The sequence below is a fragment of the Microbulbifer hydrolyticus genome (assembly GCF_009931115.1).
Lineage (GTDB): Bacteria > Pseudomonadota > Gammaproteobacteria > Pseudomonadales > Cellvibrionaceae > Microbulbifer > Microbulbifer hydrolyticus.
Genome location: NZ_CP047491.1, coordinates 1705074 through 1722414 on the forward strand (window position 1 = coordinate 1705074; position 17341 = coordinate 1722414).

The following is a 17341-nucleotide window of genomic DNA, read 5'->3' on the forward strand; positions in this document are numbered from 1 at the left end:
CATGAAAATAGTCGACGTAAAACTGGGTATGTTGCGAGTCCCGCTGGTGACTCCTTTCAAAACCGCGCTGCGCACGGTGGAAGCTGTGGAAGATGTGGTGGTCATGCTGGAAACGGATACCGGGCACATAGGCTACGGTAATGCACCTGCCACGGCTGTGATTACCGGGGATACCCACGGATCGGTAATCGAGGCCGTACGCACCGTTTTCACGCCGTTATTGCTGGAACAGAATGTCGCTGACCTTAACCGCCTCACCCGGCGGATCCAGGGCGCAATGATCAATAACACCAGTGCCAAGGCCGCGGTGGAAATCGCGCTTTACGACTTGTTTGCCCAGAGTTACAAAACACCGCTATACCGCCTGCTGGGTGGGGGCGATAACAGTCTCACCACCGATATCACCATCAGCGTGGACTACATCGACAAGATGGTGGCGGATGCTGAAAGCGCGGTTGAACGCGGGTTTGAAATCCTGAAATTGAAAGTTGGTAAAGATATCGGTCTGGATATCGAGCGTATCAAGGCAGTCTTTGCCGCTGTAAAAGGGCGCGCACTACTGCGGCTCGATGCCAATCAGGGCTGGAGTCCCAAGCAGGCAGTATTGGCGATCCGTGGTCTGGAAGAGGCCGGTGTGCTGCTGGAGCTCGTCGAGCAGCCAGTCAAGGCCAATAATCTCGAAGGTATGCGCTATATCGCTGAGCGTGTGCGGACACCGATCATGGCCGATGAAAGTGTTTTTGGGCCACGTGAGGTCATGCATGTAATCGATCGCCGCGCGGCAGATATTATCAATATCAAGCTGATGAAGACCGGTGGCATTTCGAATGCGCTAAAAATCGCGGATATCGCGGATTTGCATGACCTGGAGTGTATGGTGGGCTGTATGCTGGAAACCAGTATTGGGGTCTCTGCTGCTGCGCACATGGCTGCGGCCAAGGCGCCGGTTGTCTCCAAGCTGGACCTGGATGTACCCTCCCTGTGTAAGTTTGACCCCGTGGTCGGTGGCGCTGCATACAAGGATGCGGATATCATTCTGAACGAAACCCCGGGACTCGGTATCGAAAAGATCGAAGGCCTGCAGCTACTGGCGTGATCGCCGGCTTAACGCGGAGTGATACAGCACCCCATGACCTGTCTTTTGAAAATGCGCGCAATGCGCGACCAGATGTCGGTCAACGAGCGAAAGCTTGCGGATTTTATTCTGGAAAACACGCAGTTATTGCGCGACTACTCGTCTTCCCAGCTGGCGGATGCGGTGGGTGTAAGCCAATCCAGTGTGGTGAAGTTCTCACAAAAGCTCGGGTACCGTGGCTACCCCAGCCTGAAGCTGGCTGTATACGAATCATACGCCGGCGCGGGTATGGAAAAAGACGAGGAGCAGCCCCGTCATTTTACGCAGTCGGACAGCCCACTCAGTATCCTGGGTCAGAAGAAGCTCGAAGTATTGGAGAATACGGTCAGTATCAACGAATCGGAGCAGTTGGCGGAGGCGATCAAAGCGATCCGGAATGCGCGCTGTATCCAGATTTCCGCCTGTCCCGGTTCGGTTTCTGTCGCGCGCTATCTGACGCATCAGTTACTCGAGCTCGGATGTTGGGCGGTGTTCGATGAGGGTGGTCAGCTACAGCACAGGATTGCGGACTCACTGCGCGATGAGGACCTGCTGTGCATTTTGTGTGATTTCGGTGGCGAGGAGTCGCTGGTAGATGTGGCCAATCGCGCACGGGAACATGGCGTCAAAGTGTTGAGCCTGACGCGCTACAACTACAATGCGGCCAGTATTCACTCGGATATTCGACTGTACGTAGTGCCGTCAGAGGATGACGAGGCCTTGCAGCGCCTGCTGTTCCGTTCTGCGCAATTGCATGTGATTGAGGGGCTGGTCAGCGGATTGCTGGAAAGTACCACCTAGCTATCGGCGGGCACCGCCAAAAGAAAAAGGCCGCCCGGCTTTGCCCGGCGGCCTTTTTTATCCGTGCGATCTGGAGCGGGAGGGTAATGGGGCTAGTTGCCGGCGGTGTTCAGGTTTTCCCGTGGTGTCCACTGCATCTCGTAGTCCCACTGATCGAAATACAGGTTGCCGCCGCGCCATTCCACTTCTCCACGCTGGCTGTCGACGGTTTCCGAGCGGAAGTGCTGTTTGGCAGGAACGAAAGTGCGGCTGTAATCTGTGTTGAAAATCAGTCGATAGCTATCCAGTCCGCCAAGATAGAACCAGCGTAGCGCTTCATCATCGCTGTCGAGTAGACCGTGGGTGACATCCATTGGAAGCCAGCCATAAGGGGCCAGGTAGAACTCGCCCCAGTCATGCATGGTGTCGAAAGTCTCCGGTGAGAACTCCCAGCCAGACTGCCAGCGGGCAGGGATGCCATTCATCCGCATCAGGGTAATCAACAGTAGCGTTTGCTGGCCGCAATCTGCATGCCCCGCCTGTGCGGCATACTGGCTGATATTGCGAATGGTGGAATACTCCCGGGCGCCGGCCCAGGGAATCTGATCCACGTGTGCGAAAAGCTTCTGCGCGATGCGATACGGATTGGACTCGTTACCGACAATGCGCTCCGAGAGTGCGCGTAGCTCGGGTGTGAACTGGATGTGAGGGGGGCGCTCGGACTTGAATGGTGCGAGGGCTTTGTCCTCAACCGATGTAACAGCGGCCGCATCAATGCGCGTGTGGCGGGACAGGCTGTCGAACGCGTACTGCACTTCAAATTTTGTAGGGGTGCCGGCTTGCGCAGTCTTTTCAAGGTAAATGGTGCGCTGTGGCGTCGCAGTCGGGGCGAGAACATGCTTGGCGGGCTTGCTGTCTATCAGGCGGACATTCTCCTGGCGTCCTCGCAGCTCCTTGGGAAAGGGTAGCCAGGCACGTACGGTTTCGCCGGCAGGTACTGCGTCAGCGTCTACGGTCAGTGAGTAGGTGATTTCCAGGTGCTTGCGCAAAGGGGTCGCGCCGTCTTTATGGGCGGCGATCACGGCCGAGTGATGCGGGTGCAAACTGTAAAGCGGTGCCTTGTCGGTGAACCGGCGGTAGTCGCTGGTGCGCGCCGCGGCGGCATCGGAGATATGGACCAGGTTATATGCAGCCTTGTTGAAATAGCGCTGCTCACCGTCAATGATTTTGTACTCGAGAAGCCCGGCTTTGTTCCAGCGCGCCACATCCTCTTCGGAAGCGTCGGGAATATATCGCTGGATCGAGGCGAGTAAATCTTCTGGTTTGATGGTGAATTCCATCTCGATACGGCGCATGCGCTCCGATTCAAATGCGAGCGCTTTGCTGTCCGGGGCGTCCGGTGATTGTTGTTGCATTGCATTGATGTCCAGTTTTGCCTGCCGGAACTCCCCCTGGTCTACGTGTGCCTGGATAGACGGCAAGCTGCTTTGCGCGGACTGCGCAAGCGGAGCGCTCGATACGCCAGTTGCGCTGATAAGTGCGCTGGCGAGCAGGCAGAGGGAGAAAGTTGAGCGGCGGGGCCGGTTGGTTCTGGCCGTTTTGGGTCGATGCACGGTGCGCTCCATTTATTACCGGTAACTGATACCGTCGAAGAAAGTGGCTTCTCGATTTGGGGAGTGCAGAGTTGAGCTCGGCCTCCCAAATTTAGGAATAGTTTATTATTTACTTAAAGATTCATGGTTGATAAATTATTCTGATGAGCGCGCCGCGTCAAGCGTGCGCTGATATGAGATCGCGCTAATAAGGAGACATTTGTCACATGGGCCGTATCAACGCAACTGCTGTATTTATCTGTTGGGCAATCGGCCTGAGCCTGATGGTGGGTTGCCAGCGGGAGCCCTTGAGTGCGAGTGAAGCTGCGACTTACGTACAGCGTGTAATAGCAGAAGAGCAGGTGCCCGGAGCGGCCGTGGCCATCTGGCATCGGGGGGAGCCGGTGCTTTTGCGCGGTTTCGGTGTGACCAATGTGGAAGACCCCAGACCAGTCGATGGCGATACACTGTTTAAACTCGCATCGACGACAAAGGCGTTCACCACGGCCGGGTTGGGTCTTTTGGTGGAAGAGGGCAAGCTGGAGTGGGAAGGGCGTGTAGTGGATTACTTGCCGCAATTCCGCTTGGGCGACCCCTGGATCAGTGCCGAGTTTCGTGTGGTGGACCTGCTCACGCACCGCTCCGGACTGGGCCCCGGCGCTGGCGACCTGATGCTGTGGCCCCAGCCCAATGCTTACACCCGTGCGGATGTGCTGAATAGTCTTGCGCACCTGCCGATTACCCGCAGCTTTCGCGCGGACTATGCCTACGACAACCTGCTGTACATTGTCGCCGGCGAGTTGATCGCCGAAGTGTCCGGCCTGTCCTATGAGGATTTTGTTCAGCAGAGACTGCTCGCCCCAATGGGCCTCGAGCATTGTTATGCGGGACCGGTTCCTGCCGAAGCGCGCACAAACCTGGCTGACCCACACCGACTCGAGTCTGAAGGTCTGGTGGTGGATACCCCCAATCTAGCGGGACATGATCCCATTGTCCTCGCGGCAGCTGGCGGCATGCATTGCAGCGCCGCAGATATGCTCACCTGGCTGCAGGTTTTGCTGGCCGGTGGGGAGTTGGCTGATGGCAAGCGTCTGTTCAGCGAGCAGACTCGCGACCGGCTATGGCGGCCGGAAACCCTGATGCCGTTCTCCCGTGAGCGTGCCGAGCGTGATGGTGGTCATTTTTACGCCTACGCATTGGGGTGGCGGGTACAGGACATGCATGGCAAAAAAGTCATCCACCACACCGGCTCGCTGTCGGGCATGTACGCCTGGGCAGCGGTGGTGCCGGAGGAGGAGCTGGCGGTCGTGGTGTTGATGAACCGCAGCGCGGGTGCCGCCAGGCAGGCACTTATTTACGGATTGCTGAAACCTTACCTGGGCGCACCTGAGCGGGACTGGCTGGCTTACTTCCAGGATCTGTATGGTACGCCCGCCGAGGCGGTAGAGCCGGAAGCGTTGGCGGCCCCGGTCGGCTTTGCCCGGGTGACAGATGAGGTGCTTGCGGGGCGCTACCGCGACCCCTGGTTCGGGGATATCCAGATCTCCCATGATGGCGATGCGCTGCGCTGGCGCGCGCTCAAGTCGCCGCGGCTTACCGGAACGCTCACCGCGGCCAGTGACGGCGTATGGGCTCTGCATTGGGATGACCGTAGCCTGAATGCGGATGCCTGGGTGGTAGCGGACCGCAGTGAAGCCGGTGCATTGCTACTTACCATGCAGGCAAAGTCCCGCGGGACCGATTTCAGCTACGACTTCCACGACCTGCGCTTTGAAAAACTTGAGCAAGCGGTGCAGGCTGAAAGTGAAGCGCTTGCCGGTGCCATCAAACAATAATATTTATTAGAAAGACGTTTTCATCAGAGGAGCCTGATATGCAGCGGCGCACATTGATCCAATCCCTACTGTCGGCACCATTACTGGGTGCGGCTGCAGCCAGTGCCGGAAGCAAAGTTCGCCCTCTGGCTTCCAACGGCTACAGCCAGGGGGGTGCCGATGACGGCAGTCAGCTGTTGCGCCCGCGTAGACTTGAGCAGGGGATGACCGTGGGGCTGGTGACGCCCGCCAGCAATGCCTGGGAGGACGAGGATATCCGTTTCGCGGGTGACGTGGTGCGCTCTCTCGGGTTTGAAGTCAAGGAAGGTAAGCACCTGTACCGGCGTACCCAGTATCTTGCCGGCCCGGATGAGGCACGGGCGGAAGATATGAATTACATGTTTGCCGACCCGGATGTGGACGCGGTGTTCTGTCTGCGCGGTGGTTACGGTACCCCGCGTATTTTGCCCATGCTCGACTACCAGCTGATTCGCAACAACCCGAAGGTGCTGTTGGGATACAGCGATATCACTGCGCTACTCAATGCGATCTATCATCGCAGTGGCATGGTGACTTTCCACGGGCCCATTGCCGCACAAAACTTTACCGATTACACCCTGGCAGAATATCAAAAGGTGCTGGTGCACGGCGAACGGCCGGTGCCGCTGGGTACACCGCCACCTTTCGAGGCTGCGCCTGGTCGTGTTGAAAACCGCAACCGGATTACGCGCTTCGCCGGTGGCCGTGCCCAGGGGCGCCTGATTGGTGGCAACCTGTCGCTGATGGTAAGCCTCGTTGGTACGCCATTCGAGCCGGATTACCGCGGAAAAATCCTGTTTCTGGAAGATGTGGGTGAGGCACCTTATCGGGTGGACCGGATGCTTACCCAGTTATGGCTTGCGGGGAAACTGCAGCAGGTGGCGGGGATTGTATTTGGCAAGTTCACCGAGGCCGATAGTGACGGTAATACGTTCAGTATGGAACATGTCTTGCGCGAGCGCACCGCAGACCTTGGTGTGCCGGTAGTGCGTGGGCTGATGATCGGTCACGTGAAAGATCAGACTGTAGTACCTGTGGGCGCGTTGGCGGAACTTGACGGCGACGCTGGTACACTGCTGTTGCGTGACGCGGTGGTTTCCTGATCTGCTTCCCGCTGTTTCACACTTCGATGGTGCCATGGCTTTGCTTCCTGCTCAGGGGCGCCTTTGCACGGCGGCTATCGGTCGCGGCGATAACTGCCGCCATTTCTCCGTGGGCGACAACTGCTAGCATGGTGCAAGCGGCCGCCTGATCACAAATATAACAATAGCTAGACCTTCGTATGACAGAACTCTCTTGGCTCACACTGCTGCCCCCGTTTATCGCCATTGGCCTTGCGCTGCTGACGCGCCAGGTATATCTCGCGCTGTTTGCCGGGATCTGGCTGGGATTTTTCCTTCTGAATGATTCCGGCTTTTTCCCATCCCTGGCACAGGCACTGGATGGTGTGCTGGCGGTATTGGCGAACCCCGGAGATGCCCGGGTAGTGATGTTCACCCTGGTGATTGGTGCTTTTATTATCACCCTGGAGCGCAGTGGTGCAGTCAGTGGTTTTGTGCGGTTCCTCGAACGCAGTCGCTGGGTCACCAATGGCAAGCGTGCACAGTGGATGGCGTGGCTCATCGGTATCGTTATCTTTATCGAGTCAAACATTACCGTTCTGGTCGCTGGTACCGTTTCCCGTCCATTATTTGACCGGTTTCGGGTTGCAAGGGAAAAGCTGGCGTACATCATTGACTCCACCTCCGCGCCGGTATGCATGCTGATTCCACTGAATGCCTGGGGCGCTTTCAATCTCGGGTTGCTCGATGGTCTCGGAGTTGAGGACCCTCTGAAAGTGCTGCTTGCCAGCATTCCGCTGAATTTGTATGCCATCAGCGCGGTGGCATTGACGGCGTATACCATTGCGCGGGACTACAACCCTGGACCCATGGCAAAGGTTCAGGGACGCACCAGTGGCGGCAAGCTGGATGGGCTCGATATCAGCGCGAGCACTGGGGAGAAAAGCCACATCAAGCCGCGTGCAGTCAATATGCTGCTGCCGGTTCTGGTTTTGATTCTGGCGATGCCGCTCAGCCTGTGGATTACCGGTGAAGGAAAGATCTTCCAGGGCTCTGGTTCTACATCGGTACTTTGGGCCTCGCTCGCGGCTCTTACCTGTATATCGGTGATGGTGTTATTGCAGCGCAGTATGTCGTTGGATGAGTTAAGCCACACATGGATGGAAGGCGCCGGACGCATGCTGCCACTGGCGATCATTCTGGTGCTTGCGCTTGCACTGGGCTCCATCTCGAAAACCCTGGGTACCGGGCAGTACGTAGCGGGACTCGTAGGGGATTCGATTCCTCTGGCCCTGCTGCCTACTGTTATTTTTCTGGTATCCGGGGTGATTGCGTTTTCAGTGGGTTCCAGCTGGGGGACCTTTAGCATCATGCTGCCCATTGCCATTCCGGTAGCCAGTGCCCTGGGCGCGGAGCCCGCCCTGTTTGTTGCGGCGGTATTGTCCGGAGGAATCTTTGGCGATCACAGCTCGCCCATTTCCGATACCACCATCGTATCGTCGCTGGCCTCGGGCACCGAGCACATCGACCATGTGCGTACCCAGATTCCCTATGCATTGCGTGCGGGTTTGGTGAGCGCCCTTGGCTTTGTTGCGCTCGGTTATCTGATGCTGTAAAGCTCGGGAACAACTCGCGTATTCAAGATTTTAAATAATTGACCGACATGGTCTGAGCGTAATGACTCTGGAATGGCATTGATGAAGAAAAGTCCCTGTGAAATCGTGTTGCTGACCGCGGACAGCGGGTTTGCCAACCGCTGGGTTTCCGAGCTGGGCCCATTGGCCGAGCACGATACCGGCGCGCCAGTGTCGCTGACATTTTCCTACACCGACGGCGACGGGCTGACAGGTACACTGCAGCGCGGCACAGTGCAGATTCTGGTGGTGGATGACTGCGGGCTTTCCGCGAGCGACGTCGCAAGCACCATGGCCGCAGCTCGTCAGCAGCGCGCCGAGGTTGATGCCGTTTTATTGACTGGTGCCGATGAGGCCAGCGGCAAGGGCTTTGAATGTGTTATTTCGCGCGGGGAGTCCAATTACGGTGTTGTGTACCGTACTTTGCGGCGGATAATACTTGAGCGAATTGCCACTCCCTTCGCCGATGCACTACGGGAATATGTCTACGCGGCAAGGGATTCCTGGCATACCCCGGGACATTCCAGTGGCGACAGCCTGAGTACCAGTCCCTGGATCGCAGATTTCTACCGGTTTATGGGCGAGCATATTTTTAATACGGATCTATCGGTCAGCGTAAAGATGCTGGACTCTTTAATGGATCCCATCAGCGTGATCCGGCAGGCGCAACAGCTCACCGCAAAAACGTTCGGCGCCCGCCACAGTTATTTTGTCACCAACGGTACCTCTACCTCGAACAAGATTGTTTTGCAGCACCTGTTGCGACATGGCGATCGGGTGATCGTTGATCGCAACTGCCACAAATCAGTACATCACGCGATGATTATGAGTGGCGCGCTGCCGGTATACCTGGAGTCCGCTGTCAATCAGCACTATGGGATATATGGGCCGGTGCCGCGTCAGCAAATCTTTTCCGCCATCGACGCCAATCCCGGCGCCCGTTTGCTAGTGCTGACCTCCTGTACCTATGACGGATTACGTTACGACCTGCGGCCAATCATTGAATATGCTCACCGCGCGGGTCTCTTCGTGCTGATTGACGAGGCCTGGTATGCACACGGCCGCTTTCACCCCGAGCTACGCCCGACGGCACTGGAATGTGGCGCGGACTTTGTAACCCAATCCACGCACAAAATGCTCTCGGCCTTCTCTCAGGCCAGCATGATTCATGTGGGGGATTTTTCCTGGCGACAATCCGGCCACGGCGAGGCCGATGATCGGTCTTGCTTCGCACTTGGCACAGGTACCGGTGTCAGTGATTTTGATGCGGCCGGTTTCCGCGAAGATATCAACATGCATACCTCCACCAGTCCCCAGTACGGAATGATTGCCAGCCTGGATGTGGCGCGCAAGCAGATGAGCATCGAAGGGTATACGGTGCTCGACCGCACGCTGGGGTTTGCCGAAGAGATCCGTGGCTTTGTCGACCAGTGTACGGCATTCCGTAGCCTTGGCGTGGCGGACCTGTGTGACACCGTGCTGGCACAGGACGGTATTCGACTGGATCCCACCAAGGTAACCATTGATGTCGGTTGTGCGGGCCTGAGTGCCCCGTCTGCGCAAGCGCGGCTGTTTACCGGGTTTGGTATTCAGGTAGAGAAGAACACGCATAACACGCTGTCTTTTCTTGTAACCATCGGCACTACCGAAAGCAAGGTGCTGCGCTTGAAGCAGGCCTTGCGCCAGCTCTCGCAGGAGGCACCGGGCAGGTCAGAGGGTGCGAGTACCGACGCAGTCACCGGCGCTGCGGATATGCACGGGCAGGAACTGCCGGCGCTAAGCGATATCGTTGCACTTCCGCGTACTGCATATTTTTCTCGTGGAGAAAAGCTCAGCTGGCATGGGGTGGGGCGCGAGGCTCTGGTGGGGCGGGTTGCGTGCGATGAAGTCGTCCCATATCCACCGGGAATTCCATTGTTGGTGCCGGGGCAAGTGATTACTGCAGAAATTCTCGATTCGATTATCGCTTTTACCAGCGAGCGTGCGGATCTGGAGATGCACGGCCTGCGACAGGTTGGTGCCACACCGGCACTGCGTGTATTGACGAAAGCAGAGGCAGCCGCCGCTGCGATGGAGTTTCAAGCATTATTCGAATCTGCGTCGTCGAATCCGCCCTTATCACCCAGAGGTACATCGGCATCGTGTGTACTGGACAATGCTCAGGAGGCGTTATGAAACAGGTATGGGTACAGTGCGTGGCACTGATCATGTCGAGTATTGCGCTGGGCGCCTGCCAGGAACGTATCGACCAGCCGCTGCGGGCTGAATCGAACGACCCTGAATTCGTTGCAGTCAGCGGTGATCACCTGAAAATCGCCATGCGCTATGTCACCCCGGAAAACCTGGTGGGACAGCCGCTGGACGGGTATCGCGAGAACCTCTGTATGCTGACGCCGGTAGCGGCGGAAGCACTGAAAGAGGTGGCTGCGAACCTGGCACAGGACGGGCTGGGCCTGGAATTGTTCGATTGCTATCGTCCTCAGCGCGCGGTCGATCACTTTGTGCGCTGGGCGGCCGCACCGGAAGATCACACCACCAAAGCGGATTTCTATCCGCGTGAAGAAAAGTCCAGGATGTTCGAGCGCGGCTATATCGCCGAGCGCTCCGGCCATAGCCGGGGCGCCACCGTGGACCTGACCCTCTATCGGCTCGATAGTGGTGAGGCTCTGGATATGGGCACCGGGTTCGATTTTATGGACGAACGCTCAGCCACGGAGTATCCGCTGAGCGACACTACTGCGCGGGCCAATCGTCTGCGCTTGCGCGCGGCGATGGAGGCGGAAGGCTTCACCAATTATGCCCAGGAGTGGTGGCACTATACCTTCAAGCCTGAGCCCTATCCGGATACATACTTTGATGTGCCCGTGACGAAAACATCGCTGACCGGGGAGGTATCACCAGCACAGCGGGATGAGCCTATCGCTCGCGCTGACAGGTTGCGCGTGGGTGCCGAGCAGCCGGAACAGTATTTGCCACTACTGCGCAACCAGAGCGTGGGTCTGGTCGTCAACCAGACTTCCCGTGTGGGAGCGTCACACCTGATCGATTTTCTGCGCGAACGTCGGGTGGGCCTTGAAAAGGTATTCGCACTTGAGCACGGCGTACGCGGTAACGTTGAGAATGGTGGCAAGGTAGATGACGGGATCGACGGCCCCAGTGGGCTACCCATCGTTTCCCTGTACGGCGGACAATATGCCCCGGCAGCGGAGGATCTTGCCGGCCTGGATTGGCTGGTGTTCGATATTCAGGATGTGGGGGTGCGCTTTTACACCTATATAAGCTCACTGCATTACCTGATGCAGGCCTGCGCGGACCATCAGGTGCCGCTGCTGGTGCTGGACCGCCCCAACCCCAACGGCGACTACATTGATGGGCCGGTGCTGGAAAAAGAATTCCAGAGTTTTGTCGGCATGCACCCGATACCGTTGGTGCATGGAATGACAGTGGGTGAGCTGGCGCAGATGATTAATGGCGAGGGCTGGCTCGAGGACGGTGCGCAATGTGCACTTACCGTAATCCCGGTGGCCGGCTATCGCAAAAATATGGCATACAGCCTGCCGGTACGTCCGTCTCCCAACCTTCCCAATGATCTTTCCATTCGCCTTTACCCCTCCCTGGGCTTGTTTGAGGGAACAACGGTGAGCGTAGGGCGGGGCACCGAATTTCCGTTTCAAGCATTGGGACACCCGTCGGATAGCCTTGGCGAGTTTGCGTTTATTCCGGCGCCGGTCGCTGGCGCCAGTGAAAATCCCAAGCACAATGGCAAGCAGTTGCACGGGGATGATCTGCGCGAGGCAAGCCCAGACATCCGGTTCACTCTCGAACCGCTGGTGTCCTGGTCCCGGCGCACCAATGAGTCTCCCGAGATGTTTTTTTCCCGTGCAGATTTTTTCGACAAACTCGCGGGTACTGATCAATTGCGCGAGGCGGTAATGGCCGGGTCGAGTGCCAAGCAAATTCGTGCATCCTGGCAGCCTGGCCTGGTGGCATTTCGCCAACAGCGCCAGCCCTATCTTCTGTACCCGGAGGACTGAGCAGTGCAGCGACATATCAGGGATATCCTGGATCAGGTTCCCAGTGGTCGCCTGATGTCGGTGGATCTGCTGCGGGGGCTGGCGATTGCGGCTATGGTTCTGGTCAACAATCCAGGCAGCTGGTCCTATGTGTATGCGCCCATGGCACACGCGCAGTGGCATGGCTGGACGCCTACCGACGTGATTTTCCCGCTGTTCCTGTTCGTCGTTGGTTTGTCGATGGTACTTTCCTGTGGCCGCGGTAAGCCATTTCCTGCGGTGGGGTGGGCGCAGTGGAGTCGGGCACTGAAGCTTTTCGCACTGGGGCTTTTCCTGGCAGTGTTCTTTTACAATTTCCGCGATGATTCCTACAGTTGGCTACAGGACCGTGTGGAAGGTATCCGTTGGATGGGGGTATTGCAGCGGATTGCACTGGTATACCTCTTCTGTAGCTATCTGGTGTACTGGTTGCGGGCCCCCGGTTTGATTGTCGCTGCGGTGTTGTGCACCCTGGTTCCATGGTTGCTAATGTTGTTTGTTCCCTACCAGACTGCAGCGGGGGAAACTTTTCAGGGGCAACTGGTGTTTGGCAATCACTTTTCCGCCTGGCTGGATCAATGGTTGCTGGGCGCTGATCACCTGTATTACCGAGCTGCCGAACCTCTCGCGTTTGACCCGGAGGGGATTCTCACTACGTTTTCTGCTGCCTCCACCTGTCTCCTGGGAGTGCTTGCCGGCCTTGCCTGGAAACACAGTAAAACCGATGCCGTAGCGCAACTTCGGCTGTGCCGCGATTGGTCGCTGGCCGGCGGAGTGATGTTGATACTCGGGCAGCTGTTGCACCCGTGGGTTCCAATTAACAAGGCGCTTTGGTCACCCAGTTTTGTATTGGTTACCGCCGGTGTATCGGCGCTACTGCTGGCCGGGCTTTTCTACCTGGTCGATATTCGCGAACGTCGCCGGGCATTCGCGCCACTACTGGTCTTCGGGGTCAATGCGATCGCACTGTTTATGCTGGCCGGTGTGGTGGGACGGCTGCTAATTATGGTTCCCGTGGGCGATACCACGCTCAAAGGGTGGCTCTTCCAAACTGTATTCCAACCCTTGTTCGGCAATTACGCTGGCTCTCTGGCGTTTGCCGTCGCCAGCCTGGCGGTGTTCTACCTGGTGATGTGGCAGATGTATCGCCGCCGAATATTCTGGAAAGTGTGAGATCGGGTACATGCGAATTTTTCATTTGCGGATTGGGGGATGAGCATGTGATGGGGCTTCCGGACGCCAGTCGCGAGTCATTCCTGACGGCGCTGCGCAAAATTTTTCCCGGGGAAAGGCTTCTCTGCGGGCGCGAAACGATCGCGCCTTATGAGTGCGATGCACTTCCAGTCTACTGTGAGCGGCCATTGGCGGTGGCGCTTGCGGCGAGTGAGGAAGAGGTGGCCTCGGCGCTGCGTTTGTGCCATCAGTTTGGCGTACCGCTGGTATCCCGGGGTGCCGGAACCGGTCTCTCTGCTGGCGCCAAGCCAATGGCGCAGGGCCTGTTGCTGGTGACTGCACCAATGAACCGGATTCTCGACCTGGATCCACAGGCGATGACTGCGCGGGTGCAGCCCGGTGTCATCAACCAGCAGATTTCCACGGCGGCAGCTCCCCTCGGCCTGTATTACGCGCCGGACCCCTCGTCACAGATTGCCTGCTCCATTGGGGGCAACGTGGCAGAAAATGCGGGCGGCGTGCACTGCCTTAAGTACGGCGTTACTGTTCACAATGTGCTGTCGGTACGCCTGGTCTCAGCCTCTGCTGAATGCGTCGGAGAGATTCTCACCCTTGGTGGCGATTGTCTCAGCCAGCCGGGGTATGACCTGCTGGCGCTGGTACATGGCAGTGAGGGGGGGCTCGGCGTGATCACCGAGGTAACCGTCAAGTTGACCCCGATACCTGAGCAGACGCGAACCCTGATGGCGGATTTTGCCAGTGTGCGGGCAGCGGCAGATGCGGTTTCTGCCATCGTGCGTGCGGGTGTCATTCCCGCGGCACTGGAGATGATGGACAAGCTTGCGATCTCCGCCACCGAAGCGTTCTGCCACGCTGGATACGATCTTGAGGCCGCCGCGATTTTATTGATTGACCTGGATGGGCACCCGCAGGAAGTGGACGTGGAGCTGGCTGTTGTCGAGCAGGTATTGAAAGTGTCCGGGGCGACTCGCGTGCAGCGTGCCGCGGACGATGGGCAACGTGCGCGCTGGTGGAAAGGGCGTAAAAGCGCCTTCCCGGCCATTGGTCGACTCAGCCCCGATTACTACTGCATTGATGGCACCGTTCCGCGGCATCGCATCGGCGAAGTGCTTGAAGCCACGGAGCGCTTCTCCGAGAAATACGGTTTACGTGTGGCCAATGTATTCCATGCTGGTGACGGCAACCTGCACCCGATCATTATGTTTGATGGCTCAGAGCCCGATGCGCTTGCGCGCACAGAGAAACTGGCCGCGGATATCCTCGAGTACTGTATCGCCGTGGGTGGCACCATTACCGGGGAGCATGGTGTGGGTCTCGAAAAAATCAACCAGATGGCAGTGCAGTTCAACGATGCGGAACTGGAACAGTTCCGCGCGATCAAGCGTGCCCTCGATCCCTCCGGACTTCTCAATCCTGACAAACAGATTCCCACCCTGGCCCGTTGTCAGGAATACCGTGCATTGAGGCGATCCGGTGACTGAGAATTTTCACGCGCTAGCAGCGCAGGACCATGCAGAACCGCTTGCTGCGCAGGTTGGGGTGCTGTATGCAGCAGCCCTAAATGATGACCTGCCTGGGCGACACCTTACGCTCGGTGGTAATGGCAGTCGCGCCACCTTTGGCCTGCCGACGGGGGCAACCCTTGCCCTGGGTGCACACCGCGGCGTGGTGGATTATCAGCCGGAAGAACTCACCCTTTGTGCCCGCGCGGGTACGCCCCTGAGTGAGCTCGAAGCACTGCTCGCTGGGCACAACCAGAGCTTTGCCGCTGAGCTACCGCAGCCATCGGCACAGAGTACGCTCGGCGGTGCCATAGCCACAGGCTGGGACGGCCCTGCGCGCGCTTTTGGCATGTCGTTGCGGGACAGTGTTCTGGGCTGCCGTGTAATCAATGGTCGCGGTGAAATTGTGCGTTTCGGTGGCCAGGTAATGAAAAATGTCGCGGGCTATGATCTGGCCCGGCTTCAAGTTGGCGCGCTCGGAACCCTGGGTGCGATTCTGGATGTCACACTGCGGCTGCAACCCCGCGCCGAACACAGGGCGGCGATAAGTTTCGAGATCGCCCCCTCTGAGCTACCACAGTGGTGGCAGCGCACCCGTGCGTTGCGCCCGCTACTTTCCGGTACCTGTTATCTGGATGGGAAGCTGCATCTGCGCTTTAGCGGCCGCGCTGTCGCGGTGCATGATTCGGTGAGGGAGTTGGGCGGCGATGCCTCGGACCTTGACTGGACGGCACTGACGAATTTGCAGCTGCCATTTTTTGGTGGCGATCGCCTGGCCTATGCGTGCTTGCCGCGGTTTTCCCAGTTGCCGCTCAGCACTGGCGAGGGATTGATTGAGTGGGAGGGGGCACGCGTGTGGGTGCGCGATGGCGATCACCACGCGTTGGCACGAGACGCCGCCCGACTTGGTGGCTTTGTGCGGGTACTGCGGGGGCCCGGTGTTCCCTCCCTGGTGGATGCACCCGGCTGGCACCGTGGACTGCGCGCCGCGCTCGACCCTCTCGGGCTGTTTAACCCGGTGCAGTTCAAGGCGGTATTCTGTGCTGCGGAGGACCGCTGATGCAGGTTAATTTGATTGAGGGGCTATTGCCGCAGACGGAGATGCGGCGCGCGGAGGAGGTCTTGAACGCTTGCGTGCACTGTGGCTTTTGCACGGCTACCTGCCCTACGTATTTGCAGGGCGGCAATGAGCTGGACAGTCCGCGCGGGCGCATTTATCTGATCAAGGAAATGCTGGAGCAGGGCAGCGCCTCGGCAGTCACGCGTACCCACCTTGACCGCTGTGTGACCTGCCTTAGCTGTGAAACGACCTGCCCATCCGGAGTGGAGTATCACAAACTGGTCGCCATCGGCCGCAGTGCCAGTGAGCGGCTTGCACCACGCGGGCTGTGGCAGCGGGGGCTGCGTTGGGGGCTGCGTAAATTGCTGGTGACTCGAGGCTTGTTCGCGGCATTGATCAGGATGGGGCGCTGGTTTTCGGTTCTGTTACCCGCCCGAGTCCGTCGGGTGTATTTTCCGGTGGGTGCACACCAGTTTACCCGCCCCCGAAACCACACTCGCTCTAACGGGCAATCGACCCCGGTGCAGCCCGGGCTCCGCTCCGGTACATTCACGCAACAAGTTGAAGCCGGGACGGTCCTGCTGGTGCGCGGGTGCGTACAGCCATCCCTGCGTCCACAGACTGATGTGGCGCTGGAGAAAATACTGCAACACAGCGGTATTCCCGTGCTGCACAGTTCCGCTGCAAACTGCTGCGGTGCGGCCAGTTTTCATACCAGCGGAGAAGCGGAGGCGCGCGATCTTGCCCGCACAAACATCGATGCGTGGTGGCCCTTATACCAGCAGGGGCAGGATGGAAATACGTCCTTGCGCGCTATCGTATCCACCGCATCCGGTTGCGGTGTACACCTGAAAGATTACCCGCACTTGCTGGTGGATGACCCAGAATACCGTGAAAAAGCGGCAATACTGGCAGCATTGATCTGTGATCCTGTGGAATTACTGGAAAGGGTTTTTGCTGAAGTGCCCCCCGTGTTTGGCAACAGGTTGCGCGACCTGGACCTGGTGTTCCACTGTCCCTGCACCCTGCAGCACGGGCAGGGGCTCAGTGGCCGGGTTGAGAGGCTGTTGCAGGGGCTCGGTATAACACTTCCGCCGGTGACAGACAGCCACCTGTGCTGCGGGTCGGCGGGCACATACTCGATCCTACAAGCGGGCATGTCCAAACGCCTGCGTAGTGAAAAACTGCGACATTTGCAGGAGCATGACCCAAAATCCATTATCACTGCCAATATCGGATGCCAGCTGTATTTACAGGGGGGTACCGACAAACCCGTGTGTCACTGGCTGGAAATTCTGGCGGATGCTCTGCCGGATTCCTGAGTGGCACATCACGTTTTTCCGGTAAATACCGGGTCTCTGCGCGCAAACCTTTACGACCATAGCCCTGACCGATACCTGCCAACTGGTCGGGTCCATCATGAGCCGCTGTGATGGACCCGTGATGCGTTTTTCTCTCCCCGTTCTAGAGAGTGCATTACCCAACAATAATTGTTAACA

12 protein-coding genes and 1 pseudogene are annotated in these 17341 nt (G+C 58.1%); 12 read left to right on the plus strand and 1 reads right to left on the minus strand.

Annotation, left to right across the window (positions count from 1 at the left end; translation table 11 throughout):
• Position 1 precedes the first annotated feature (1 nt).
• Entirely contained in the window at positions 2 to 1096 is a 1095-nt protein-coding gene (locus GTQ55_RS07190) for a dipeptide epimerase (protein WP_161858121.1), read from the plus strand.
• 33 nt (positions 1097 to 1129) lie between these two features.
• Positions 1130 to 1915 carry a MurR/RpiR family transcriptional regulator gene (locus tag GTQ55_RS07195; RefSeq protein WP_161858122.1) on the plus strand — a complete coding sequence of 262 codons (786 nt, stop codon included), beginning with the start codon at positions 1130 to 1132 and terminating at the stop codon, positions 1913 to 1915.
• A gap of 92 nt (positions 1916 to 2007) precedes the next feature.
• Here the strand turns inward: GTQ55_RS07195 and GTQ55_RS07200 are convergent, their stop codons facing one another.
• Positions 2008 to 3507, minus strand: coding sequence for a transglutaminase-like domain-containing protein (locus GTQ55_RS07200; RefSeq protein WP_237567873.1), 1500 nt, complete (start codon positions 3505 to 3507; stop codon positions 2008 to 2010).
• A gap of 206 nt (positions 3508 to 3713) precedes the next feature.
• On the opposite strand from GTQ55_RS07200, the gene GTQ55_RS07205 reads away from it, so the two are divergent.
• The 10 genes and pseudogenes from GTQ55_RS07205 to glcF all read left to right on the plus strand — a co-directional run bounded on the left by GTQ55_RS07205 (position 3714) and on the right by glcF (position 17164).
• Positions 3714 to 5321: a serine hydrolase gene (locus GTQ55_RS07205; RefSeq protein ID WP_161858124.1), complete on the plus strand. Its 1608-nt coding sequence runs from the start codon at positions 3714 to 3716 to the stop codon at positions 5319 to 5321.
• 38 nt (positions 5322 to 5359) lie between these two features.
• On the plus strand, positions 5360 to 6442 hold the full coding sequence (locus GTQ55_RS07210; RefSeq protein ID WP_183946560.1) for a S66 peptidase family protein: 1083 nt from the start codon (positions 5360 to 5362) through the stop codon (positions 6440 to 6442).
• A gap of 179 nt (positions 6443 to 6621) precedes the next feature.
• The gene (locus GTQ55_RS07215; RefSeq protein ID WP_161858125.1) at positions 6622 to 8016 is read left to right on the plus strand and encodes a Na+/H+ antiporter NhaC family protein; all 1395 of its coding nucleotides are present in this window, start codon (positions 6622 to 6624) and stop codon (positions 8014 to 8016) included.
• Positions 8017 to 8097: 81 nt separating this feature from the next.
• Positions 8098 to 10209, plus strand: coding sequence for an aminotransferase class I/II-fold pyridoxal phosphate-dependent enzyme (locus tag GTQ55_RS07220; protein ID WP_161858126.1), 2112 nt, complete (start codon positions 8098 to 8100; stop codon positions 10207 to 10209).
• Positions 10210 to 10352: 143 nt separating this feature from the next.
• A pseudogene (locus tag GTQ55_RS18110) lies at positions 10353 to 10901 on the plus strand (M15 family metallopeptidase); the annotation flags it as partial.
• A gap of 156 nt (positions 10902 to 11057) precedes the next feature.
• Complete coding sequence (locus GTQ55_RS18115; protein WP_420028976.1) at positions 11058 to 12068, plus strand: exo-beta-N-acetylmuramidase NamZ family protein; 1011 nt, start codon at positions 11058 to 11060, stop codon at positions 12066 to 12068.
• Positions 12069 to 12071: 3 nt separating this feature from the next.
• Entirely contained in the window at positions 12072 to 13259 is a 1188-nt protein-coding gene (locus GTQ55_RS07230) for an acyltransferase family protein (RefSeq protein WP_161858127.1), read from the plus strand.
• A 50-nt stretch (positions 13260 to 13309) separates the two neighbouring features.
• Positions 13310 to 14761, plus strand: coding sequence for an FAD-linked oxidase C-terminal domain-containing protein (locus GTQ55_RS07235; RefSeq protein WP_161858128.1), 1452 nt, complete (start codon positions 13310 to 13312; stop codon positions 14759 to 14761).
• Positions 14754 to 15842 carry an FAD-binding protein gene (locus tag GTQ55_RS07240; protein ID WP_161858129.1) on the plus strand — a complete coding sequence of 363 codons (1089 nt, stop codon included), beginning with the start codon at positions 14754 to 14756 and terminating at the stop codon, positions 15840 to 15842. Before GTQ55_RS07235 ends, GTQ55_RS07240 begins: the two co-directional genes overlap by 8 nt.
• Positions 15842 to 17164 carry a glycolate oxidase subunit GlcF gene (glcF, locus tag GTQ55_RS07245; RefSeq protein ID WP_161858130.1) on the plus strand — a complete coding sequence of 441 codons (1323 nt, stop codon included), beginning with the start codon at positions 15842 to 15844 and terminating at the stop codon, positions 17162 to 17164. The genes GTQ55_RS07240 and glcF overlap by 1 nt, the downstream gene beginning before the upstream one ends.
• The last annotated feature ends 177 nt before the right edge of the window (positions 17165 to 17341 follow it).